Raw genomic sequence first — 20,027 nt, 5'->3', positions numbered from 1 at the left:
TGTCATCCTAGATTGTGCTGGTCTTTCGCGGTATGTCGCTCGGCCTCCGCTGGAGAAGGCGCAGGGTCGGCGCTGGCGCGCTCGCCATGGCCAGCGTCGCTTTCGATGACCCGAATGGCGGCGACCGGGCACTGGCTGGCCGCGAGCCGCACGGCGGCGTGCAGCGCCTGCGGGACGGTCGCCACGCACACTTCGGCCACGCCGTCCGGTTCGCGCTGGCGAAAGGTGCCCGGCAGCGTCAGCACGCACTGCCCGCTGGTTCCGCACAGATCCTGGTCGACCGTGACGCGCATCTCAGCTCCCCTACGCATGCAGCCGCACCGGCAGCGCACGGAACGTCCGAAGGAACGCCGAGGGCTCCCGGGTCGGCTGCTCGGCCAATGCCAGCGTGGGGAAGCGGGCCTGGATCCGCGGCAGGCTCTCGGCCAACTGCACCCGGGCCAGTTGCGCACCGAGGCAGAAGTGAATGCCGTGGCCGAAGCTCAGCATGATCTTCCCGTCGGTCGACATGCCTGGACTGGTGCCGTAGAACCGCGCGGGATCGAAGCGATCGGGATCGGCGAAGGCGTCCGGGTCGCGATTGCCGGACGCGATCAGCACGCGCACGTCCGCGTTCTTCGGGATCACCACGCCGCCCAGTTCGATGTCGCGCTGGGCGATACGCGGAATGGAGCTGAACATCGCGGGCGCGTCGCATCGCAGGACTTCTTCGACGAATGCCTTCACCCCCGCGGCGTCTGCCTGCAGCCAGTGCCGCTGTTCGGAATACGCCAGCATCGCCAGGACCGCATGGTCGATGGTCGCAGCAGTGGTGGCGAAGCCGCCCAGCAGCATGCCCCACAACATGCTAATCAACTCGGCATCCGACAGCGTGTCGGCATCATCATCATGTGCGCCGACCAGCATCGACACGATGTCGTGGCGGGGATCGGTGCGCTTGCGCTGTATGAGGCAGCTGAAGTAGGCCTGCACTCTGGCACTGGCCGCGTCCGCCGCGGCGAGTTGGGGATCGCTGGCGTGCGGGCTCAGGCCTTCCAGAATGCCGCCGATGCCGGCGGCGAGCCCGAAAATGTCGTCCTGGGGCATGCCAAACAGTTCGGCGAAGACCAACATGGGCAAGGTCAGCGCGAATTCCCGATGCAGGTCCACCGCCTCCCCGCGCTCCAGCGCGGGCGCCATGCCCTCCAGTCGCGCAGCGACGATGCGCGCAATGCTCGGCCGCAGGTTGTCGATCTGGCGCATGGTGAAATCGCGCGAGATCAGCCGGCGCAGACGCGTATGCGTCGGTGGGTCCTTCATCGCAAGCGTGGACGCCAGCAGATTGAGCGACAGGCTTCTCGCCGCACGCGGGAAATAGCGCGCCAGTTCGCCAGGCGCCGGTCCCCGAAACGCATCGCCCGTGGCCTTGAACGCCCAGGAGATATCGGCGTGGCGGCTCAACAGAAAGAGGCCCGACGCCGCGCGATGCACCGGATCGTGCTCGCGCAACCACCGCATGAACGGATATGGGTCGTGGATGCAGGTTGGCGACGCCAGTTCGGCGAAGGCGTCCCGGCATGCCGCCGTGGTTTCTTGCACGTTGATGGTTACCTGTTGGCTGGCTGATCTGACCGGCGCGCGCGAGGCGCGCCGGCAGTTGCGGAGAAGATCGCGATCCGCGGCGTATCACCAGAGCACCGGGAACTCCTCGAACCCACCAGTGATGATCTCCTTGCGCAACTTCAGTTCTTCGGGCGCTACGGCTAAGCGCAGCTCGGGAAAGCGCTGGAAGATCGAACCGAACACCACCTTGAGTTCCAGCCTGGCCAGCGCCGCGCCGATGCAGGAGTGCGACCCGGAAGAGAACGCCAGGTGCGGCTCTCCCTCGCGTCCGATGTCGAAGATTTCCGGGTCGACGAAATGGCGCGTATCGAACGATGTCGCCGGCAGGCCGACCAGCACCTTGCTTTCCGGGGGAATATGCACGCCCGCGATGGTCACGTCGGTCCTCGGATAGCGCATGATGCCGTCCCAGCCCGCGCCCGGCGGGTACATACGCAGGATCTCCTCCACCGCCTTGTCGACCAGGGATGGATCGCGGACCAGGCGTTCGCGCTGTAGCGGATGGCGGAACATGGCCAGCAGGCCGAATTCGATCTGCGCGACGGTGCTCTCGTGGCCCGCCACCAGCATCCCCGCCGCCAGGCCGATCGCCTCTTCCTCGGTCGCCTTGCCCTGGTCAACCGCCGCGAGCAGATCCGTCAGCAGATTGTCGCCCGGATCCTGGCGCTTGTCCTGCATCTTACCGCGAATGTAGGCGCGTAGTTTTTCCCAAGCCAGGCGCGAAGCGCTGCGCGGGCCGCTTTCATGCTGGTGCGTCATCACCTCGTCGGACAGCCCGGCGAAAAAGGCGTGGTCCTCGTAGAGCACGCCCATCAGCGCGCTGATGACCATGGCCGGAAGGGGAAATGAGAGGTGGTGCCGCAGGTCGGCGGGCTGGGGCTGGGCCGCCAACGTCTCGAACAACCGCGCGGCGATAGCCTCGACCTGCTGGGCGAGCAGCTTCACCCTGTGGCTGCTGAAGGACGGCGCCACGATCGCGTGTAACCGGGCATGTTCGTCCCCCTCGTGCGAGACCAGCCAGCCCGGCGAACCGAGAATCACCGAATCTGGGGTGAATCCCGCCGGCGGCATTCCCGCGGGCCGGAACGCCGCGTCACACAGCACCGCCTTGGCCTCGTCGTAGCCTGTCACCCACCAGCCTTCGTGCCCGGACGGGAAGCGCACGCGGTGGATCGGACCCTTAGCGCATAGCACCAACATCTCGGGCGAGGGCTCGATGTGATCGACGCGCCACATCGGCAGCGTCGGCAAGGGTTGCTCGGACATGGTGGCACTTCACTCTCTGAGCGATGGAAGGGCGGAAGGTGACCGGCGGGCGCTGCGGGCAGCGAATGACGTAAAACGGCATGTAGACGACGTCCTCCGCGGCGATGATCAGCGCTAGATCCTGCAGTCGCACGAACAGTGCGGGGAAGGCGCATCAATTGCAGGCGGGCCAGCGCAGCGCCCAAGCAGAAACGCGGCCCGTGGCCAATCGACAGGTGCGGGTTGTGCCGGGTGACATCGAACCTGTCGGCATCGCCATGAATCGACTGACCGCAGGGATTGGTGAAGGAGGTTCGACCGTAACCTGTCCGCCTATATAGCCCCCGGACCAATCCCGCACCGCCGGTGGCAGTTTCACTCCTGGCTCAAGGTTCGCCGTTTTGGTTGCGCCGCTCGCGACGGGCGCAATTGTTGCGGCTCCCAAAAGAAGCATTCTAGACCGCATCCAACACTTGCCTGCATTTTCTCAGTCAACAACCGAGCGCCAAGTCACTGCCACAGCAAACCGTCGGAGGGGACCAGACGCGAACGCGGCGGTCGGTCCCCGAAGACCATCGCAGTGCGATTGGCGACGATGCCGTGAACAGAGCAAATCGCGTGCCGAAGTGAATTCGCAGGCTCAGCAGACACTTCGTAGCGGCGCGTAGTGTCAGGTTTCTGGCATTGAGTCTTAATGTCGACAACCGGCCCAGCAAGTGCCCGACAAAGGCCTGCTCTCGCGCTGAGATGCGGGGCAGCCCTTGCGCGAATTTCAAGCATGCGGATTGGCTGCAGCAGGTGTGGTTCGTCGGAAGCCACTCCGATGTCGGCGCTAGCTACTACGGAAAACAAAGCCCACCTCTCCTAGCGGTAACGGTTGCGCTGCGCCGGCCCTCGGGATCCTTCTGGCCGTAGGCCGCTCCGGTCTGGCCTTGCACTTCCAGCTCCATCAGTAACTGGGCGGCAAGCCGATCATCTCCCGCCGCAGATCCGCATCAGGGTCTTCTCCACGAGCGTCCGAGGTTCATCATCTCGTCGGTCATCGGTAGTTCCTCGAATCAGGTTGGTGTCAACAACCCGACCCTAACGGCGAATCGCCGGACCACTGGCCAGCGCGGACCTTTGGTCCCTTCGCCGGACGCCGAGCGGTGCCAGGCCTTCTTGGGAAGGCTCTGCGCGATCGCGGAGGTGGTGCCGGCGACAGGCTGCTGCTTGCCCCGGGAACGGAACACGTGATTGTAAGAACCCCCAGAACATAGCCTTTTCCCGCCTTGCGCAGCAGGTTTCGATCTCACCTGAGCCATACACGCTGTCCGCCGCCGCGAACGAGAACGGCGCCTTTGCGGCGACGGCGCGAGCGACCATTCGACGCGCGATCTTCGGCTTCGTCGCAAAGCCCATATCGCTCGGGAACATGCGCCGCTTTCAGGCGAGCGGGGTCGTCCGTCCATTCCTTTGGCGGATAGAGCGCCCGGACTCGTTGTTGCCGGTCGTCTTGAAGGTGCCGATGGTCGCCATGGTAGTCCTCCTTGGTCTCTGTTTTCCGAGCCCGCACTTTGCGGCCTCGATGGTGATCGACAGGCCGGAGGCGATCGACGGCGCACCCCGCAGGGGCTCGACAGCAAAGGAGTAACTTTCTTGTTTCTCGAGGAATGACGGCGCAGGCGGCAGGGGATGAACGTTGTGACGCCTCTGTTGCGCCATACGCGATTGAGGCTTCTAAGCCGGCCTTCGGTCAGATCCACCGATCGAAGAAGCCACTTCGTGCGTCCGAAACAGAGTTGACATCAACGAGATCGTGGATTCTCGCGTCCCGCAAAGACCGGCGCGAAACCGGATCTCGGCCGGATGGCTACGACGAATCAAAACCTCCGCGACCGCACTCGAGCAATACGCCCGCCAAGTCGAGTCGGCCGTACTTGTGATCCGCCGCTATTCGGTCGATCGCTCACGACATTCACCACGTATCTGCCTCACTGCGGTCGAGCCGCGGCGCTGCACTGCCCTGAATGCCACCTCAAAAGACGATGACGGCGTGCGCTCCGGCTGCGTGATCACGTCAACCTCACGCGACGGAACGTTATTAGCTTATCGGCCAAGCCTTGCCCGCCTGGTCCGGGCGCGGTCAGTCGCCGCCTCTGCATGGGGCAAATCCGTCCAGAGCGCCCCTCCCTCCGCGCGAGGATGTTGAGCCCAGTTGCACGCATCATTGAATTTCGTAGCGCAGCCTTTCCGGCAGACGCTCGTTATAAGACCGCCGATCGCGGCGATCGGCGATCAATTCGGAGACCCGGAGAGTGGCAAAGAGCAACAAGCGAGTCGCCGTCACCGGCGGCCACGGCAAGATTGGCAAGACTTTGGTCCCGTATCTACGCGAGCGGGGCTACGACGTGTTCGTTATCGATCGCGACGGACCACAGAGTCCTGATGAGCCGGTGATGGTGGCTGACCTTACGGACTTCGGTCAGGCACTTGACGCACTGTCGTCTGTCGGCAAGGACGTTTACGCACGCCCTGAACGCCGGGCCTTCGACGTGGTCGTTCATCTTGCAAGCATGCCTCACCCCCGCATGATCCCGGACGGCGATGAATTCCGGCTGAACATGATGGCCACCTTCAACGTGTTCGAGGCTTGCCGACAACAAGGTATCAAAGACATCGTGTGGACGGCCAGCGAAGTCGGGACCGGCGTGCCTTACGACAAAACCGACGCGCCATACGTTCCTGTTGACGAAGACTACCCGATGCGAGGCTACAACATCTATTCACTGACCAAGGTGCTGGGGGAGGAGATGGCGCGGCAGTTCTGCCTGAACGATCCGGAACTGCGCATCACATGCCTGCGCCTGAGCAACGTGATGGAACCTGAAGAGTACCCGGGGTTTGAACGTTGGCAGGACGATCCAACCCAGCGCCTCTGGAATTTCTGGACCTACGTCGACAATCGGGACGTTGCGCAGGCGATCGCCCAATCCATTGAATACGATGTCCGCGGGAAGGACGCGTTCTTCATCACGAATGACGAGACGGTGATGCGGACCCCGACGGAAGAACTACTCGACAGGTACTTCCCAAATATCGAGCGCCGGAGGAGATTTCGGGGCAACGAGGTGGTGCTGTCGAACGAGAAAGCGAAGCGCATCTTAGGTTACAAGCCGGAGTATCGCTGGACGAACAAGGAGTGACCACGAGAGATGCGGCCGAAGCCGCTCACATCGAGCCCTGCATCAAACCAGTATGCTTCGTGGAGCGGCACTCCAACTACGCCTTAGCGTGCTTGAGCTGGGCGGCAGGCGCCTGAGATTAGAGGAAACATCGTCCACTTCACGGTTCGCGTGAGGCGGGATGGCCGAATTGACGGCGTGACCAAAGTGAGCGGCGAGATCTCCGTTCGGATATCTCGGCTAGTTCCCCAGAGCGGGGATGTCTTAGCCATCATCGGCAGTCTGACTGCCATCGCAGAGAGAAGAGAGTTGCGACTGCAATGAGCCATAAAGTAATCACTTCGCCTCGCGGGCTGGCTGCTGCACAAGTCGTGCTCGCGCTGGGCGGCTTGTTCATTGGTACCGGGGAATTCGCCGCCATGGGGTTGTTGCCCGGCATGGCCGAATCCGTCGGCGTTTCAATACCTCACGCGGGCAATCTCATCAGCGCCTATGCGTTGGGCGTGGTCGTCGGCTCTCCCTTGCTTGCTGTGCTCACGGCTCAAATGGAGCGGCGGACGCTGCTCTTGGTGCTTGGCTCAATCGTCCTGCTCGGCAACGCGGCGTCCTCGCTGGCGCCAGGGTTCTTCAGCCTCGCAGCCGCGAGATTCATCGCCGGTCTTCCCCATGGCGCCTACTATGGCACGGCCTCGATCGTGGCGGCGGCCATGGTCCCTCCGTCTAACCGAGCCCAGGCGATCAGCCGCGTCATGCTCGGCCTCGCTGCCGCCAACGTCCTCGGCGTACCCATCGCAACGTGGCTGGGCCAGATTTTCGGCTGGCGTTCGGCCTTCGCCTTGGTAGCTCTCGGGGGCCTATCACTAGTTGGACTGCTACGCGTATTCATCCCAGTTGTCGCAGCGGACAAGCAGGCCAGTCCGCGGCGCGAACTCTCGGCTTTCGCCAGCGCACAGATCTGGCTGACGCTTGGGGTCGCCACAATCGGCTTCGGTGGAATGTTCGCAGTCTACAGCTACATCACTCCGACGCTAACCGAGGTCGCCGGTGTCGCCGCGGCGCACGTTCCGGCTTTCCTGGCGCTCTGGGGACTAGGCATGATCGCCGGCAACGTCGCCGGAGGATGGCTTGCTGATCGTGCGCTGATTCCATCAATCCTTGGCATCATCCTATGGAACGTGGTCTTCCTTGCCGGCTTCGCGTTGGCGGTCAATGCGGGCCCCGTAGCGGCTGGTCTGGCGCTCTTCATGATCGGCATCGGATTCGCCCTGGTGCCCGCATTGCAAGCGCGCCTGATGGCGGTGGCAGGGCATGCACAATCGCTGGCGGCGACCGTGAATCACTCTGCCTTCAACCTCTCCAACGCCATCGGCGCCTGGATGGGCGGAATGGCTATCAGCGCCGGCTACGGCTGGCCATCGACTGGTTTTGTCGGGTCGGCGCTCGCAGCCGCAGGATTGATGGTGATGGTCTTATCCACACTGCTTCCATGGCTTTGCGCGGGCGCGAAAAGCAGCGAAGCGGCCGGGAGCCGGGCCGCCTAGGGTCGGCTTTCCTCATACCCAAAGCAAGGAACCGTTGACATGGACGACAGAGTTGGAAGACCGACATTGTTTGGTAAAGGCAATGTCGCTGTCATCACTGGCGCGGCCAGCGGAATCGGCCGTGCAGCGGCGGAGCACTTCGCCGCGCTTGGCATGCGCCTGGTGCTGTTCGATAAGAACGAACATGCGCTGGCTGGGGTCGCGAGCGGCCTGCAAGCCGACGTCCGGCACCTCGCCGGCGATGTCACCCGATTCGAAGATCTAGAGCGCTTGCGCGACCTCGCCGTCAGTGCCTTCGGCAACGTCGCTGTGTTGATGAACAATGCGGCGATCGGCGGCCGAGAGGACGACAATTGGACCGGGCTGAGCGATTGGCGCCAGATCATTGAGGTCAACTTCTGGGGCGTCGTGAATGGCGTCCACGCATTCACTGGAGCGATGTTGCTCCAGCCTGCGCGCGGCGCGATCATTAACACCGGCTCCAAGCAGGGCATCACCAATCCGCCGGGCTTTCCCGCCTATAACGTCGCCAAATCGGGCGTGAAGACTTTGACCGAGCAGCTGGCTCACGGTCTGCGCCAAAAGGGTGCTGCCGTGACGGCGCATCTGCTGGTTCCCGGATGGACTTACACCGGCATGACTCATGCCCCGGACGGAAAGCAGCCGCCAGGCACGTGGACAGCCGAGCAGGTGATCGACTTCATGGTGCCTCGGGTCGAGGCGGGTGATTTCTATGTCATCTGTCCCGACGGCGCCGTGACACCGGAGCTCGACGCCGCGCGTATTCTATGGGGCGCCACAGACATGACCGAGAACCGCCCCGCCCTATCGCGCTGGCATCCCGACTGGAAGAAACGCTTCGACGATTTTGTAGCAAAGGAGACGCGCGAATGAAGCCTTATGTAGTCTGCCACATGATGGGCCCGCTTGACGGTCAACTTCTTGTCGAGCAGTGGACCCCGTCCACCGGACAACCCTACGACGCGCTGATCGCTGAGTATGACCGCGTGCACGAACAGTTCGGCGCAGACGCCTGGATTTCCGGTCGGGCCGTCGGTGCTGAATTCGCCGACGGCAAACCACATTCGCCGATACCGATACCCTCCGTGGAGCGGCCTGTTCACGTGGCGCGCAGTGGCGCCGACGAATATGCGGTGCTAATTGACCCACACGGCAAGCTGCACTGGAGTGGACCGAAGACCTATGGCGCGGCCACAATTGTGCTGCTGGGACGAGACGTTCCAGACGCCCATCTGGCCGAACTGTCTTCCGATGGCATATCCTATGTTACCGCAGCGAGCGATAAGATCGATCTCGTCCATGCGCTCGAGACACTGAACACGAAGTTCGGGATCAAGCGGCTGATCCTCGAGGGTGGCGCGCACACCAATGCAGAATTCCTCGAAGCAGGCCTCGTCGACGAGATCAGCTTGCTCCTTTTCCCGGCGATCTGCGGACGGACCAGCAGTCGGACGATATTCGGGGCGCGGCCGGACGGACTCGCTGACCGACTTCGACTATCCATGATCTCGTCCGAGGTGCGACAGGCCGGCGTCATGCATCTCCGTTACAAGGTGGACTACGCGTCGAAAAACAAGGGAGGGTGACTCACGTGGAGTCACTGGACTTCGTTCTTCAAGAAGGAGATCAGGGCGCGTAGCGCGCTCGGCACCTGCCTCCGGCTACTGTAGTAAACATGAAAGGCTGGTCCGAACGAGCTCCACTTCGGCAGCACCTCCTTCAGCGCCCCGGATTTGAGCTGATCATGGACGCGCGGTTCGACGCAATAAGCTATGCCGCCACCGGTCCCTGCGATTTCGATCGCGAGCGCGGTCTCGTTGACGACGATCGCCCAATCGAGGGAAATCTGTGCACGTTCAGGGCCTTTCTCAAGCTCCCAGTGATAAATCGCTCCCGTACCCGTCCGCAGGCCAATGCATCGGTGAGAAGACAGGTCGGACGGATGCTTCAGTCGAGGGCCTCGCGCGAGATATTCCGGGGAGGCGATCATGATCCAGCGAAGATCGGCTCCAATTGGTACGGCAATCATGTCCTCGGGAACAGACCCGCCGAAACGAATCCCCGCATCGAAACTGCCGCTGACAATATCGACGAACTCGTCCTGGACGACGACTTCAAGTTTTACCTTAGGATAACTCGCCATGAATCCTGCGAGGTTTGGGCCCAAGGCAAGCCGAGCCGCGTCGGTGAGCACATTGATCCGCAGGCGACCCGACGGCGTATCCCTGTGAACGTTTAGATTCTCGATCCCGCTCTCGATTGCCTCGAACCCGCTCTCAAGGCTCGCAAGGAGCTTCTCGCCGGCTTCGGTTAACGTGACGCTCCGATTTGTGCGATTGGCCAGACGAACCCCGAGCCTCGTCTCAAGTCCGCGCAACGCATGGCTGAGTGCAGATGCTGAGACATCGAGCTCGAGGGCGGCGCGTCGGAAGCCGCCCGCTCGCGCGATCGTTCTGAACAGGTTCAAATCCCCAAGGTCGGAGCGTGTGAGTGTAGGACGCGCCATGCACAAACTATGAACGTCGCTCTGTTCAATGTCCATAATGTGCTAATCGACGTCATTTTATCTTACGGAGGCAGGCGACCGTAAGATACGAACCTGGCCGCGACTATGTGATCAGTCGAACGCTTCCGCCAAGAGATCGTCTGCGTCGCTATCGCCTGGGCCACCGTGAAAAGAGCCACCCTCACATCTCAATGCTGCATCTTCAGCGGAACGCTTCTCTTACAACTGGCCGAGCGTCGTTCCATCATCTGCCGGTCGCTTGATATAGATGGGGATTCGCTGTCAATCCCGAACGAGAAGTCGTGAAGAGTTTCTGATCGTGGCGAACTAAAGAAAAAATGCGTCCTGTCCGCGCGGCAGGGACTCACGTCGCCGGCGCCGCGCGCGCGGAGAAGCTGCACAATCCGGGGGCGTGTACTCGAAACCAAGACGGGGTGCCGATGCCGTCTGCTTTTTGCTTAGCAGCGAACGGAAGCGTATCTTGCCGGAGGTCTGAGCAGGATCAAAAGGCGACGTTGCTTGGCGACATCAGGGGGATCAGCTCAAGGATCAAGAGCATCATCGGCTAGGGTCCTATGCGTGCGCGCACGAAGTTGAAGGACGATCTCGCCCGCTCGCTTACCGTCGTTAGCGATGGCATCGAGCACTCGCCGGACTTCCTCCAGATCTGGCGGTTGAGCGCTCAGCCAGTTTAACCCCGCCTGTGCATTAATGATGGTCGCTGTGAGCGCGTTGATGGCGGCACCATGGGTGTGCACAGATTCCACTGAGGTCTGCAACGGCGCTCCGCTTTTCGGATCGCCCAGATTTTCTTCTGGTTCGGCGATACGGGTGCGGTGCACCCGACGCGGCCTTAGACACTGAACAGCGTTTGCAACTTTCCGGATCACATCGAGTACGAGGTCAGGCTGGCACAGCTTGGGAAATCGGCCCCTATCGGCCTCGAAGGCAGAAGCGCCGATGCCTTTTACGACAAGACGTTGAAACTCCGGTTGAACCGTGCGGCCCTTGTTGGCCACGATGCACCAACTCGACTTCCAAGACATAGCGCGCTCCTTCCGCAAGCGGTGAAAACGATTCGGCGCTGTCGGCCCGAGAAGCCGCTCCAACGTGGATGCAACGAGCCAACTACTTCCCTTCGGTTCTTTGTAGGTTCTGAATACACGCCCTCTGGCAAATAATCGGAAATGAGAGCTTGAAGGTCTTCGCCAGATCCTGTTCCTGCTCCGGCGATAGGTAGCGGGGGTTGAGTCCACGTAACAGCAAGTAGAGCCTCGCGGTCTCTTCCAATTCTTCGGTAGCGAAGAAGGCAGCTTCTAACGTATCGCCCGCAACCACAGGGCCATGGTTGGCGAGCAAGACGGAGGAATATTTTCCCCCAAGACCTTTGATCGCATTCGCAACGGCAGGATCGCCCGGCCTATAGTACGGCACCAGAGCGGTCCGACCACATCTCATGAGGTAATAGGGGGTCATCGGCGGCAGGACGGCTCGCCGATCGACCTCGGGCAACATCGATACCGCGACCGAATGAACCGAATGAATATGTACTACGGCCCGGGCCGTACCTCGCGTTTGGTACAGCGCGGCGTGTAACGGGACTTCCTTCGTCGGCGCATCGCCAGATAAGACGCTTCCCTGCGCGTCCGGATGGGTGACGCGATTGGGATCGAGGAATCCGACCGATGCGTTAGTGGACGTCACGAGCCAACCGCCGTCATCGAGCATAACACTAATATTGCCAGACGATCCCGGCGTGAAACCGCGCTCGAACAGCGAGCGGCCGAAGCGGCAGAGTTCATCCCTCAACTTGCTGTCGCTCACTGTCGCACCGCCATTCGTCGACTTCAGGTGGCTACTTCTGACATTCGAATGAATCGAAACCTCGCCGGGTTTGGCCGGCCCACAGACCGATAGCCTCAACAGTTCAAGGTACCGCGATGACGCGGATATTATTCGTGGTCCCGGCCTGCGCGAACGGAATTCCGGCAACGATCACCACGTGGTCCAAGCTATCTGCGAAACGTTCTCCGACCGCGGTAGAAACAGCGCGCGACACCATCTCCTCATAGTCGCTCACGTCGGACGAGAACACGCTGTGCGTCCCCCAGAGAAGACACAGACGACGGGCGGTGTCCGAGCTCGGAGTAACGGCAAGCACTGGCACATCTGGACGGCGGCGAGCGATGCGTGCGGCGGTCGTGCCTCCGGACGTGTACACGACGATAGCCGCCGCATGGATCGCCGACGCCAAGCCCGCCGCAGCTGTGGCCACCGCGTGGGGCGGCGTTTGCTCCTCGTCGGGGCGCAAGGCATCAACGATCGATCGATACATCTTGTGACGTTCGGTGCTGCGGACGATGCGATCCATCATCTCCACCGCCTCGCGCGGATATCGGCCGACGGCAGACTCCGCCGATAACATCACGGCGTCGGCCCCATCGTAAATGGCCGTGGCGACATCGGACGCTTCCGCGCGTGTCGGCGTCGGCGAAGACACCATGGAATCCAGCATTTGGGTGGCTACGATCACAGGCTTGACCGCCAGTCGACAGGCTCGCACCAGTTCCTTCTGCCGCCCGGGAACGTCTTCGTGGGGTATTTCCACGCCGAGATCGCCCCGCGCCACCATGACCGCGTCGGACAAGCTAATGATGTCATCGATCCGATCAAGAGCAGCCGGCTTCTCAAACTTCGCAACGAGCCCTGCCCGATCGCCAATCAGGCCCCTCGCTTCAATGAGGTCTCCCGGTCGCTGCACAAAGGACAGCGCGACCCAATCGACGCCGAGTCGAAGGCCAAATTCTAAGTCTGATCGGTCTTTTGGGGTAAGCGGAGACAGATTCAAGATCGTCCCAGGTAGATTGACGCCCTTGTGGTTGGAGATTTTGCCGCCAACGATTACCTCAGCATCGAGACTGTCGCGGAGCAGCGTCTTAACGCGAACGCACAGGCGACCATCGTCGATCAGCAGATCGTGGCCAGGAGCCGCTGCCACGAAAACCTCCGGGTGCGGCAGCGGGATAGCATCCCGATCCCCGGCGCCTTCTTGGACAAAGCGAACGGTTTCGCCCGGTGCTACGGTCAAGCTCCCGTCGCGCAATGTCCCGATCCGGATTTTCGGTCCCTGGAGATCCAGCAAGATGCCAATCGGTCGGCCCATTTCAGCCTCGAGCGCGCGTATTGCTGCGTGGACCCTGGCGTGATCCTCCCTCGCCCCGTGACTAAAGTTAAGGCGAAAGGTATCAACGCCTGCCTCGAACAATGTCCGAAGCATCTCTGGTTCGCAGCAGGCGGGTCCAACTGTTGCTACGATCTTCGCTCGGCGGCTTCGTCGCACCTAATTAGCCTTTCCATCGAAAAAGCAAGCCTGCACAACGGACGCCTATCGAGGCGGCGTTTTGTCCGGTCCGAACATCAGACCAGCTTCACGGAAACCGCCGTCAACGTTCAATGTATGGCCGTGGACATACCTGCTCTCGTCCGAAGACAAAAAGACTGCTGCGTCAGCGATCTCTTCCGGGGTCCCGTAGCGGCCCATCGGAATGAGGTATTCATAGGCCCGGCGTGTCGCGGGATCGTGTGCCGTCTTGGCCATCTCGGTTTCAATCGCTCCCGGAGCGATGTTGTTGACATTGATGCGGTGTTGAGCAAGTTCGACCGCCATGACCTTGGTCAGCAACTCGAGGCCGGCTTTAGCCGCGCCATATGCGCCGCGTCCGTTTCCGCCGCGCTGGCCCGAGAGCGATGCGATGTTTATGATCTTGCCACCACGTCCTTGCTTAACCATCTGGCGCGACACGGATTGTGCCACGATGAATGCTCCCGTCAAATTGATTGAGATCATTCGCTGCCAGTCCTCGAGCTTGATGTCGAGGAACGGCGTGTTGCCCCCGATCCCGGCGTTGTTGATCAGGATATCCATTCCCCCGCAGCGACGGACCACTTCGTCCATCAACTCGCCCACCGACGGTTGATCCGCCACGTCCACGCGCAGGCCTAAGTGATCTCGGTCGGCATTTTCGAGAGCAGCTGCCGCTGTCTTCGCACCGTCAAGGTTGACATCCGCGATCACGATGCGCGCGCCCTCCCGCGCCAGTGCCTTCGAGATTGCAAATCCGATTCCGCGTGCGCCTCCGGTGACGAGTGCCACTCTCTTGTCCAATCTCATGTCTATCTGACTCCCGATTTTGTCGTCTTCACGTTAGCTTTCCGGCGGTGCTCTCAAGCATCGTCCAGAGTTCCTCCCCGTATTTGGTTCGCCATTCCTTGTAGAAGCCGGCGCTGCGAAGAGCATCTCGGAAGGCGTTGACGTCGGGCTCGTTGAAGATCAGACCCTTCTTGGCCAGGTCACCGCGCAATGTCGTGGCAAGCGTCGCCATGTCCTTCCTCTCAGCCATTGCGGCGTCATTGATTGCCGTGGCCACGATTGCGCGCAGATCCTGAGGAATGGCTTCCCAGTTTCGCTTGTTCGCCACGCAGAAGAAGGCATCCCACATGTGACCGGTCAGAGCGCAGTACTTCTGCACCTCGAAAAGGTTCGCCGTAAAAATGTTGGCGAGGGAGTTTTCCTGGCCGTCGACGATCTTGGTCTGCAGCGCGGAGTACAACTCGCTATAGTTGATCGCGGTCGGTGCGGCGCCAAAGGCCTGGAACATAGACGTCCATAGTGCACCTACCGGCACGCGAATCTTGACGCCCTTCAAGTCGGCCGGCGTATTGATCTGCTTCGAGCTCGTCGTAATGTTGCGGAAGCCATTGTCCCACATCTTGGCCATCGGCACGAGGTTCGCCTTGCCGATCGCGGTTCGCAATGCGTCGCCGAGTTGTCCGTCCATCGCCTTCCAGACGGCGTCATAATCCGGAAAGATGAATCCCAAACCGTAGATCGACGCGGATGGAACGATCGTCGAGAGCACGTTGATCCCCGAGTTAAGAAACAAATCCAGACCACCGGCGCGCAGCTGCGACAGCATGTCCGTGTCGCCCCCGAGTTGGTTGTTGGGAAAGACATTGATTTCCACCCGGCCTTTCGTTTCAGACAACACGCGTTCAGCAGCTTCCCGCGCACGCGCGGTAATTGGATGTGACTCGGCGAGGTTGAACCCCCATCGGAGCTGAAATTCTGCGGCCCGAGCCGGCCTCACAGACAATCCGGCTCCAGCAGCCACCGCGACCGACGTTGTTGTCTGCAAGAACGTCCTGCGACTGATCTTCCTCATTGCTTCCTCCATCGTTCAAGTTGCCAGGCTCGATGCCACCTACGGCGGAGCGTCAGTTCACAAGAACCCTGTTGAGATCCACGGAACTGACGCGACAATCACCAGCCCAACCAAGAGGGCCAACATGTAGCCAAGAATGGGCCGCATTCCGGCGTCCGGGCTCACCCTGCTGATCGCGCATGCGGCGTAGTAACCAACGCCGAAAGGCGGTGCGAAGAGGCCGACACCCATCGCCAATATGACGACCATCGAATAGTGAACGAGATCGATCCCCAGAGCTTGAGCTATCGGGAAAAGCAACGGACCGAAGAGAACAATGGCCGGAATACCTTCGAGAACGCTGCCAAGAATGACGAAGGCCACAATGGACACCGCCATGAAGCTTGCCGATCCACCAGGCAACTGCTTCATCGCCACAGCGAGTGAGCGAGAGAAGCCTGATTGGGTCAGACTCCAAGCCATCGACGTCGCGGTGCCGATGATAAAGAGGATGGCCCCAGACAGACTCGCGGTCTCGACCAGCATCGGCTTGATCCTCCGCCAATCGAATTGCCTGTAGAAGAGAGCGCCAACTACAATCGAATAGAAGATCCCAATGGTAGAGACTTCGGTCGCCGTTGCCACGCCTTCGATCACTGCGGATCGAATAACGAAAGGAAGAGCGATTGCCGGTACCGCGAGCAGAAACGCCTTTCCAATTTCCTTGGCTGAGGCGCGACGAGCAAGGCTAAGATCCTCATTGCGGTATCTCCATGCAATGACCCAGCAAAGGGTGATCGCCAGAATCACGCCGGGAAGAAGTCCGCCGGTGAACAGAGCCGCAATGGAGACTCCGGTAACCGAGCCGATGGTGATGAGAACTATGCTCGGTGGAATCGTCTCGGTTTGAGCACCTGTCGCGGCCAGCAGCGCGACGAGATCTCCTTCCTTCGCACCCCGACGCTTCATTTCCGGAAACAGAACCGGCGCCACCGCGGCCATGTCCGCGGCCTTTGAGCCGGAGATCCCCGAGACGAGGTACATCGCTCCGACGAGGACGTACAATAGACCACCGCGCACATGGCCTAACAGGCTCGCGAGGAACGTAACCATGGCCCGCGCCATGCCCGTCATTTCGATCAGTTGACCGAGAAACACGAACAAGGGAACTGAAAGCAGGATGAGATGGCTGACACCTTCGTCGATACGACCCACGATGATCAGCGGCGGAGTCCTGGTCGTAAGCATGAGATAACCGAATGTTGCCAAACCGAACGAAAAGGCGATCGGAACGCCCGTAAAGACGGTGCAGGCAACGACAACGACGAAGAAGATGATGAGATTTACGTTGCCGAGCGGCGCAAAGACCGGCTTGAGAAGCCAAAGTATCCCCACCAACAGTGCGACAATGGCGAGGGCGGTCAGAGCCTGTCTTGCATCACCGAGACGCACGAGGCGAAGGAGTGTGAATATTCCCATCAAGCCAAAGCCGACGGGAGCGGCGGACGCTCGCCACGCGTTTGAGAGATCCATCGCGGGGGTTCTAACGATAGCTTCCTCGATTGCATACTCGAGCGTAGCCGGAAACAGGAGGACGACCAGCCCCAGTGATGCTGCCAGCGCGATCGCGTCGAGGTGAGCTCGCATCCTAGGAGACACGAATGCGAATAGCGCCGTCATTCTCATGTGCTCGCCGCGTCGCAACGCAATCGCGGAGCCCAGCATCACAAGCCAGAGAAACAGCATAGAAGCCAGCTCGTCCGACCAAATGATGGGCTTGAGGAAGACGTAACGCGCCAGGACTCCTGCAAACAGCAGCAGAATCTCGGCCGTCAGCAGTATGCTGACGCAGATTTCAAGAATAAGGCCGAACAATTTATCGGCGCCATCTGCAATCGCCTGCAGAACGCTCTGGCGCGAACTCTCCACGGACCGTCCAAACGGCGCGTGCGAGGTCGCGCTGCCGCGACTATCGTGCGCGGCCATGCCGCCTGAAGCCATCGTTGGGACACGCATTGGCATCCTCCCTATTTCGTTCTTATTAGACTCGACCCAGCCATCCGCGCTTGAAGAATTCTTCGTCGCCGAGTTGACCGCCCTTGAATGCTATCTGAAGTCCATCGAGACGGCCGCGGATCGATCTGGCTCGGCAAAGTGGCACGCCAGGGCTTACGCGCGATTCAATTTCAAGCGCATCAATATCCAAGAGTTGTGCGACCTGACTCGACGTGTCGCCACCGGACAACAACAATCTCTTGAGGGGTACCTCCTGCAGAATATCACTAACGAGTTGGCCAAGCTTCCGACCAAGGTTTCGGCCACCTTCATGCTTGGCGAACTCGCGCGACATCCCGCCCGTTACGAGCATATCAATCATCTTCCCGATCCGTGGATCATCGGGACCACGGGCTGTATGCAAAATGACGCTGCGTCCTTCCTTGAGCAGCGAGAGGGTACGTGCGACGGCTTGCCTCGCGGCTGCCATGTTTTGGCCATCACCGAGCAGCGCAGCAGCGTCGAGAGGCACCTCCGCAAATCCCGCCCGCACAGCGGCATCGATCTGCAATGCGGTCACAGGTGAGGCACTGCCCGACACGGCCAGTACCTGATCGATCGCAGCTGGGCCGCCGTAGGAGCTGGTAGGTGGAGGGATCACACCAGCCTCCCGCCACCACTGCGTCAGGGCATACTCCACCCCTGACGGACCCACCACGAATGCGCTTCCACTCACTCCAGCCCAATCGACGAGGAGTCGCCCAACCTGTGTAAGCTGTGAAGCATTGGTCGAGTCGAGCAGGATTGCGTCGGCCCCACCCTCTGCTAAATCCTTGAACTGCCCGGATGCCAATTCATAGCCCTGGTCCAAGAACGGGCACGTCAGCTTTTCGATCCTGAGCGCTGCCTGCCGTCCGATGTGCAGCGCCAGATCGCTTTCTTGCATAGGCGTCACGGGGTGAACGCTCATAACCGGATGCCTATCGATACGATAGACGTTCCCATCAGTTCCGGATCGGGCAAACAGGTTTCCGAACGCGCAATATCTTTGAAGCGATGGCGTACCCCCAACGATGGGAACTGGATCGCCAAAGATTGACCTTGCGATTTCAATCACTCGACCGATGCTGCCGATCTCCGGCGAACTGTCAAAGGTCGAGCACACCTTATAATGAACGATCGGCGCGCGAAGCGATGCAAGGTACCGTAAATGCTTCTCCAGATGTTCGGTCATCTCCGATGGAGACATGCCGCGACTCACACCGGCAAGGCCGACGACATCAATGTCTCGAAAGTGATTCAAGACATCGGGGCTCGGCGGACGGAGAAAGAGAGCAGCACGGAGCCCGGCGAAGGCTACGACCTCAAGCGCATCCGTCGATCCAGTGAAATCATCACCGTAGAATGCCAACCGGTAGCGAGGCTGTGTCACGCCGCCCCCCCGAACTTGGACAGCGCGAGCTGAAGCGGCGCATGGGATTTTGCGTACTCAACCGCTGGTATACCTTGGACTGCCGCCTGCCAGGCTTCTCGCAAACTCATGACGCCGCCAGCGATGCCGCCAGGATGCCCCATGATCCCGCCGCCGGCGAGGTGCATGAGGTCTATGCTTCCGAGGCGCTCGAATGTGTCTCCGGCTTGTCCGGCCCATTGTCCTGAAGAGAAGACCGGCATCATTGGTTTGACACCTGAAAACGCAGCTAGGCATGAGCTCGCAGACAGGATGACGGAATCATCCGGCTCCCAGAATTTACTCCTCAGACCATTCACGTGCAGATGATCGACACCAGTCAGTCGCCACAGCTTTTGAAATGCCAAGAAATCGAAGCCGAGCCAGGGATGACGGGTAAATAAGCCCCACCCATTGCGGTGACCATGGATCGGCAGATTCGTGTAGGTCCGCAGATGTTCGATCGCAGAGAAGCCGCACCAATTGACGCTCACCATGACGCAGGTTCCACCGGCCTCTAGCACCAGGTCATGGCGACGCCGCATGTCGTCGATCGAACCACTGATATTGATCGCGTACATGGGCTTTCGGCCCAATCGGTCGGCATGCCTGTCGATCACCGGAAAGACCGCCTTCAAACGCTCCTCGAAAGGCGCGTAAGGCGGATCGGCGATTAACTCGTCATCCTTGAGAAAGTCGATCCCGGCTTCGCAGATCTTATCGACCAGCGAGGCGGTCTCGGATGGAGACATACCGATACTTGGCTTCAATATCGTACCGATGAGCGGGCGATCGAAAACACCGGCTAAGCGGCGGGTCCCGTCGACGCCGAACTTCGGACCTGGAAAGCTTGCGGCGTACTCGATGGGAAGGTCGATGTCGAGCAGCCGAAGGCCCGTGATTTCGCCGAGCTCGAATAGATTGCCGGCAACCGTCGCCAAGAGCGTTGGAATATTGCGGCCCACGTTATCGACCGGAAACGCGATCTCGATCTCGCCGCGCCGAAACGTCGTTGTTCTCTGCCTCCGCTCTGAGAGCGCACTGCGCAATGTCGGGGCGTCGGCGGATGGCAGCTCGGTCACCCGAAGCACCCGTGCGCGCGACCGCTTCTTCAACTCATCCGTTTCGCCGGGCAATGAGAGAAACGTCCCGCTTGACTGCTCTCCTGCCACGACTTCTGCCGCCCTCTCGAGACTATCGACAGTCTCGATCAAATATCGGGCTGTGAACTCGGCTCGCGGATTGTCGCTGCGCATTGTGACGCCTTGCTGCATTTCTTCCCGGAATTCGTCTCATCCATCC

At 60.7% G+C, this 20,027-nt stretch carries 16 protein-coding genes and 1 pseudogene; 4 read left to right on the top strand and 13 right to left on the bottom strand.

What is annotated here, in order from left to right; translation table 11 throughout:
• Positions 1–2: 2 nt before the first annotated feature.
• From XI04_RS28135 to XI04_RS28120, 4 genes and pseudogenes are all read right to left on the bottom strand, one after another.
• The gene (locus XI04_RS28135) at positions 3–293 is read right to left on the bottom strand and encodes a ferredoxin (protein ID WP_271595678.1); all 291 of its coding nucleotides are present in this window, start codon (positions 291–293) and stop codon (positions 3–5) included.
• Between the two features lie 10 nt (positions 294–303).
• Positions 304–1,584, bottom strand: a complete 1,281-nt coding sequence (locus XI04_RS28130) for a cytochrome P450 (protein ID WP_271595984.1) — start codon at positions 1,582–1,584, stop codon at positions 304–306.
• 81 nt (positions 1,585–1,665) lie between these two features.
• Positions 1,666–2,868, bottom strand: a complete 1,203-nt coding sequence (locus tag XI04_RS28125; protein ID WP_271595679.1) for a cytochrome P450 — start codon at positions 2,866–2,868, stop codon at positions 1,666–1,668.
• A 1,091-nt stretch (positions 2,869–3,959) separates the two neighbouring features.
• A pseudogene (locus tag XI04_RS28120) lies at positions 3,960–4,321 on the bottom strand (transposase); the annotation flags it as partial.
• 823 nt (positions 4,322–5,144) lie between these two features.
• Here XI04_RS28120 and XI04_RS28115 point away from each other — a divergent pair.
• The 4 genes from XI04_RS28115 (at position 5,145) to XI04_RS28100 (ending at position 9,159) form a co-directional block, all read left to right on the top strand.
• Positions 5,145–6,032 carry an NAD-dependent epimerase/dehydratase family protein gene (locus XI04_RS28115; protein WP_271595680.1) on the top strand — a complete coding sequence of 296 codons (888 nt, stop codon included), beginning with the start codon at positions 5,145–5,147 and terminating at the stop codon, positions 6,030–6,032.
• A gap of 299 nt (positions 6,033–6,331) precedes the next feature.
• Positions 6,332–7,552 carry an MFS transporter gene (locus XI04_RS28110; RefSeq protein WP_271595681.1) on the top strand — a complete coding sequence of 407 codons (1,221 nt, stop codon included), beginning with the start codon at positions 6,332–6,334 and terminating at the stop codon, positions 7,550–7,552.
• Positions 7,553–7,591: 39 nt separating this feature from the next.
• A complete protein-coding gene (locus XI04_RS28105) occupies positions 7,592–8,446 on the top strand; it encodes an SDR family NAD(P)-dependent oxidoreductase (RefSeq protein ID WP_271595682.1) in 855 nt (284 codons plus the stop codon).
• On the top strand, positions 8,443–9,159 hold the full coding sequence (locus tag XI04_RS28100; protein WP_271595683.1) for a dihydrofolate reductase family protein: 717 nt from the start codon (positions 8,443–8,445) through the stop codon (positions 9,157–9,159). The genes XI04_RS28105 and XI04_RS28100 overlap by 4 nt, the downstream gene beginning before the upstream one ends.
• Positions 9,160–9,170: 11 nt before the next feature.
• On the opposite strand, the gene XI04_RS28095 is transcribed toward XI04_RS28100, so the two are convergent.
• From XI04_RS28095 to XI04_RS28055, 9 genes are all read right to left on the bottom strand, one after another.
• The gene (locus tag XI04_RS28095) at positions 9,171–10,115 is read right to left on the bottom strand and encodes a LysR family transcriptional regulator (protein ID WP_271595684.1); all 945 of its coding nucleotides are present in this window, start codon (positions 10,113–10,115) and stop codon (positions 9,171–9,173) included.
• Between the two features lie 506 nt (positions 10,116–10,621).
• A complete protein-coding gene (locus XI04_RS28090) occupies positions 10,622–11,125 on the bottom strand; it encodes a hypothetical protein (protein WP_271595685.1) in 504 nt (167 codons plus the stop codon).
• An 82-nt stretch (positions 11,126–11,207) separates the two neighbouring features.
• Complete coding sequence (gene otnC, locus XI04_RS28085; RefSeq protein WP_271595686.1) at positions 11,208–11,903, bottom strand: 3-oxo-tetronate 4-phosphate decarboxylase; 696 nt, start codon at positions 11,901–11,903, stop codon at positions 11,208–11,210.
• 103 nt (positions 11,904–12,006) lie between these two features.
• Positions 12,007–13,419, bottom strand: coding sequence for a pyruvate kinase (pyk, locus tag XI04_RS28080; RefSeq protein ID WP_271595687.1), 1,413 nt, complete (start codon positions 13,417–13,419; stop codon positions 12,007–12,009).
• Positions 13,420–13,464: 45 nt separating this feature from the next.
• Positions 13,465–14,250: an SDR family NAD(P)-dependent oxidoreductase gene (locus tag XI04_RS28075; protein WP_271595688.1), complete on the bottom strand. Its 786-nt coding sequence runs from the start codon at positions 14,248–14,250 to the stop codon at positions 13,465–13,467.
• Positions 14,251–14,278: 28 nt separating this feature from the next.
• Positions 14,279–15,301 carry a TRAP transporter substrate-binding protein gene (locus tag XI04_RS28070; protein ID WP_271595689.1) on the bottom strand — a complete coding sequence of 341 codons (1,023 nt, stop codon included), beginning with the start codon at positions 15,299–15,301 and terminating at the stop codon, positions 14,279–14,281.
• Positions 15,302–15,358: 57 nt separating this feature from the next.
• Complete coding sequence (locus XI04_RS28065; RefSeq protein WP_271595690.1) at positions 15,359–17,296, bottom strand: TRAP transporter large permease; 1,938 nt, start codon at positions 17,294–17,296, stop codon at positions 15,359–15,361.
• 25 nt (positions 17,297–17,321) lie between these two features.
• Positions 17,322–18,707: a four-carbon acid sugar kinase family protein gene (locus tag XI04_RS28060; RefSeq protein WP_271595691.1), complete on the bottom strand. Its 1,386-nt coding sequence runs from the start codon at positions 18,705–18,707 to the stop codon at positions 17,322–17,324.
• Positions 18,704–19,981 carry a ribulose-bisphosphate carboxylase large subunit family protein gene (locus XI04_RS28055; RefSeq protein ID WP_271595692.1) on the bottom strand — a complete coding sequence of 426 codons (1,278 nt, stop codon included), beginning with the start codon at positions 19,979–19,981 and terminating at the stop codon, positions 18,704–18,706. Before XI04_RS28055 ends, XI04_RS28060 begins: the two co-directional genes overlap by 4 nt.
• Positions 19,982–20,027 lie beyond the last annotated feature (46 nt).

This window comes from Bradyrhizobium sp. CCBAU 11430 (genome assembly GCF_028128855.1).
GTDB lineage: Bacteria > Pseudomonadota > Alphaproteobacteria > Rhizobiales > Xanthobacteraceae > Bradyrhizobium > Bradyrhizobium ottawaense.
The sequence above is the reverse complement of the archived record's forward strand: the minus strand, read 5'-3'. Positions and strand labels throughout refer to the sequence as shown.

Coding starts and splice junctions, on each gene's coding strand:
- XI04_RS28135 (WP_271595678.1), bottom strand. CDS start 293: ATGCGCGTCACGGTCGACCAGGATCTGTGCGGAACCAGCGGGCAGTGC.
- XI04_RS28125 (WP_271595679.1), bottom strand. CDS start 2,868: ATGTCCGAGCAACCCTTGCCGACGCTGCCGATGTGGCGCGTCGATCAC.
- XI04_RS28110 (WP_271595681.1), top strand. CDS start 6,332: ATGAGCCATAAAGTAATCACTTCGCCTCGCGGGCTGGCTGCTGCACAA.
- XI04_RS28105 (WP_271595682.1), top strand. CDS start 7,592: ATGGACGACAGAGTTGGAAGACCGACATTGTTTGGTAAAGGCAATGTC.
- XI04_RS28100 (WP_271595683.1), top strand. CDS start 8,443: ATGAAGCCTTATGTAGTCTGCCACATGATGGGCCCGCTTGACGGTCAA.
- XI04_RS28095 (WP_271595684.1), bottom strand. CDS start 10,115: ATGGACATTGAACAGAGCGACGTTCATAGTTTGTGCATGGCGCGTCCT.
- XI04_RS28090 (WP_271595685.1), bottom strand. CDS start 11,125: ATGTCTTGGAAGTCGAGTTGGTGCATCGTGGCCAACAAGGGCCGCACG.
- XI04_RS28075 (WP_271595688.1), bottom strand. CDS start 14,250: ATGAGATTGGACAAGAGAGTGGCACTCGTCACCGGAGGCGCACGCGGA.
- XI04_RS28070 (WP_271595689.1), bottom strand. CDS start 15,301: ATGAGGAAGATCAGTCGCAGGACGTTCTTGCAGACAACAACGTCGGTC.
- XI04_RS28065 (WP_271595690.1), bottom strand. CDS start 17,296: ATGCGTGTCCCAACGATGGCTTCAGGCGGCATGGCCGCGCACGATAGT.
- XI04_RS28055 (WP_271595692.1), bottom strand. CDS start 19,981: ATGCGCAGCGACAATCCGCGAGCCGAGTTCACAGCCCGATATTTGATC.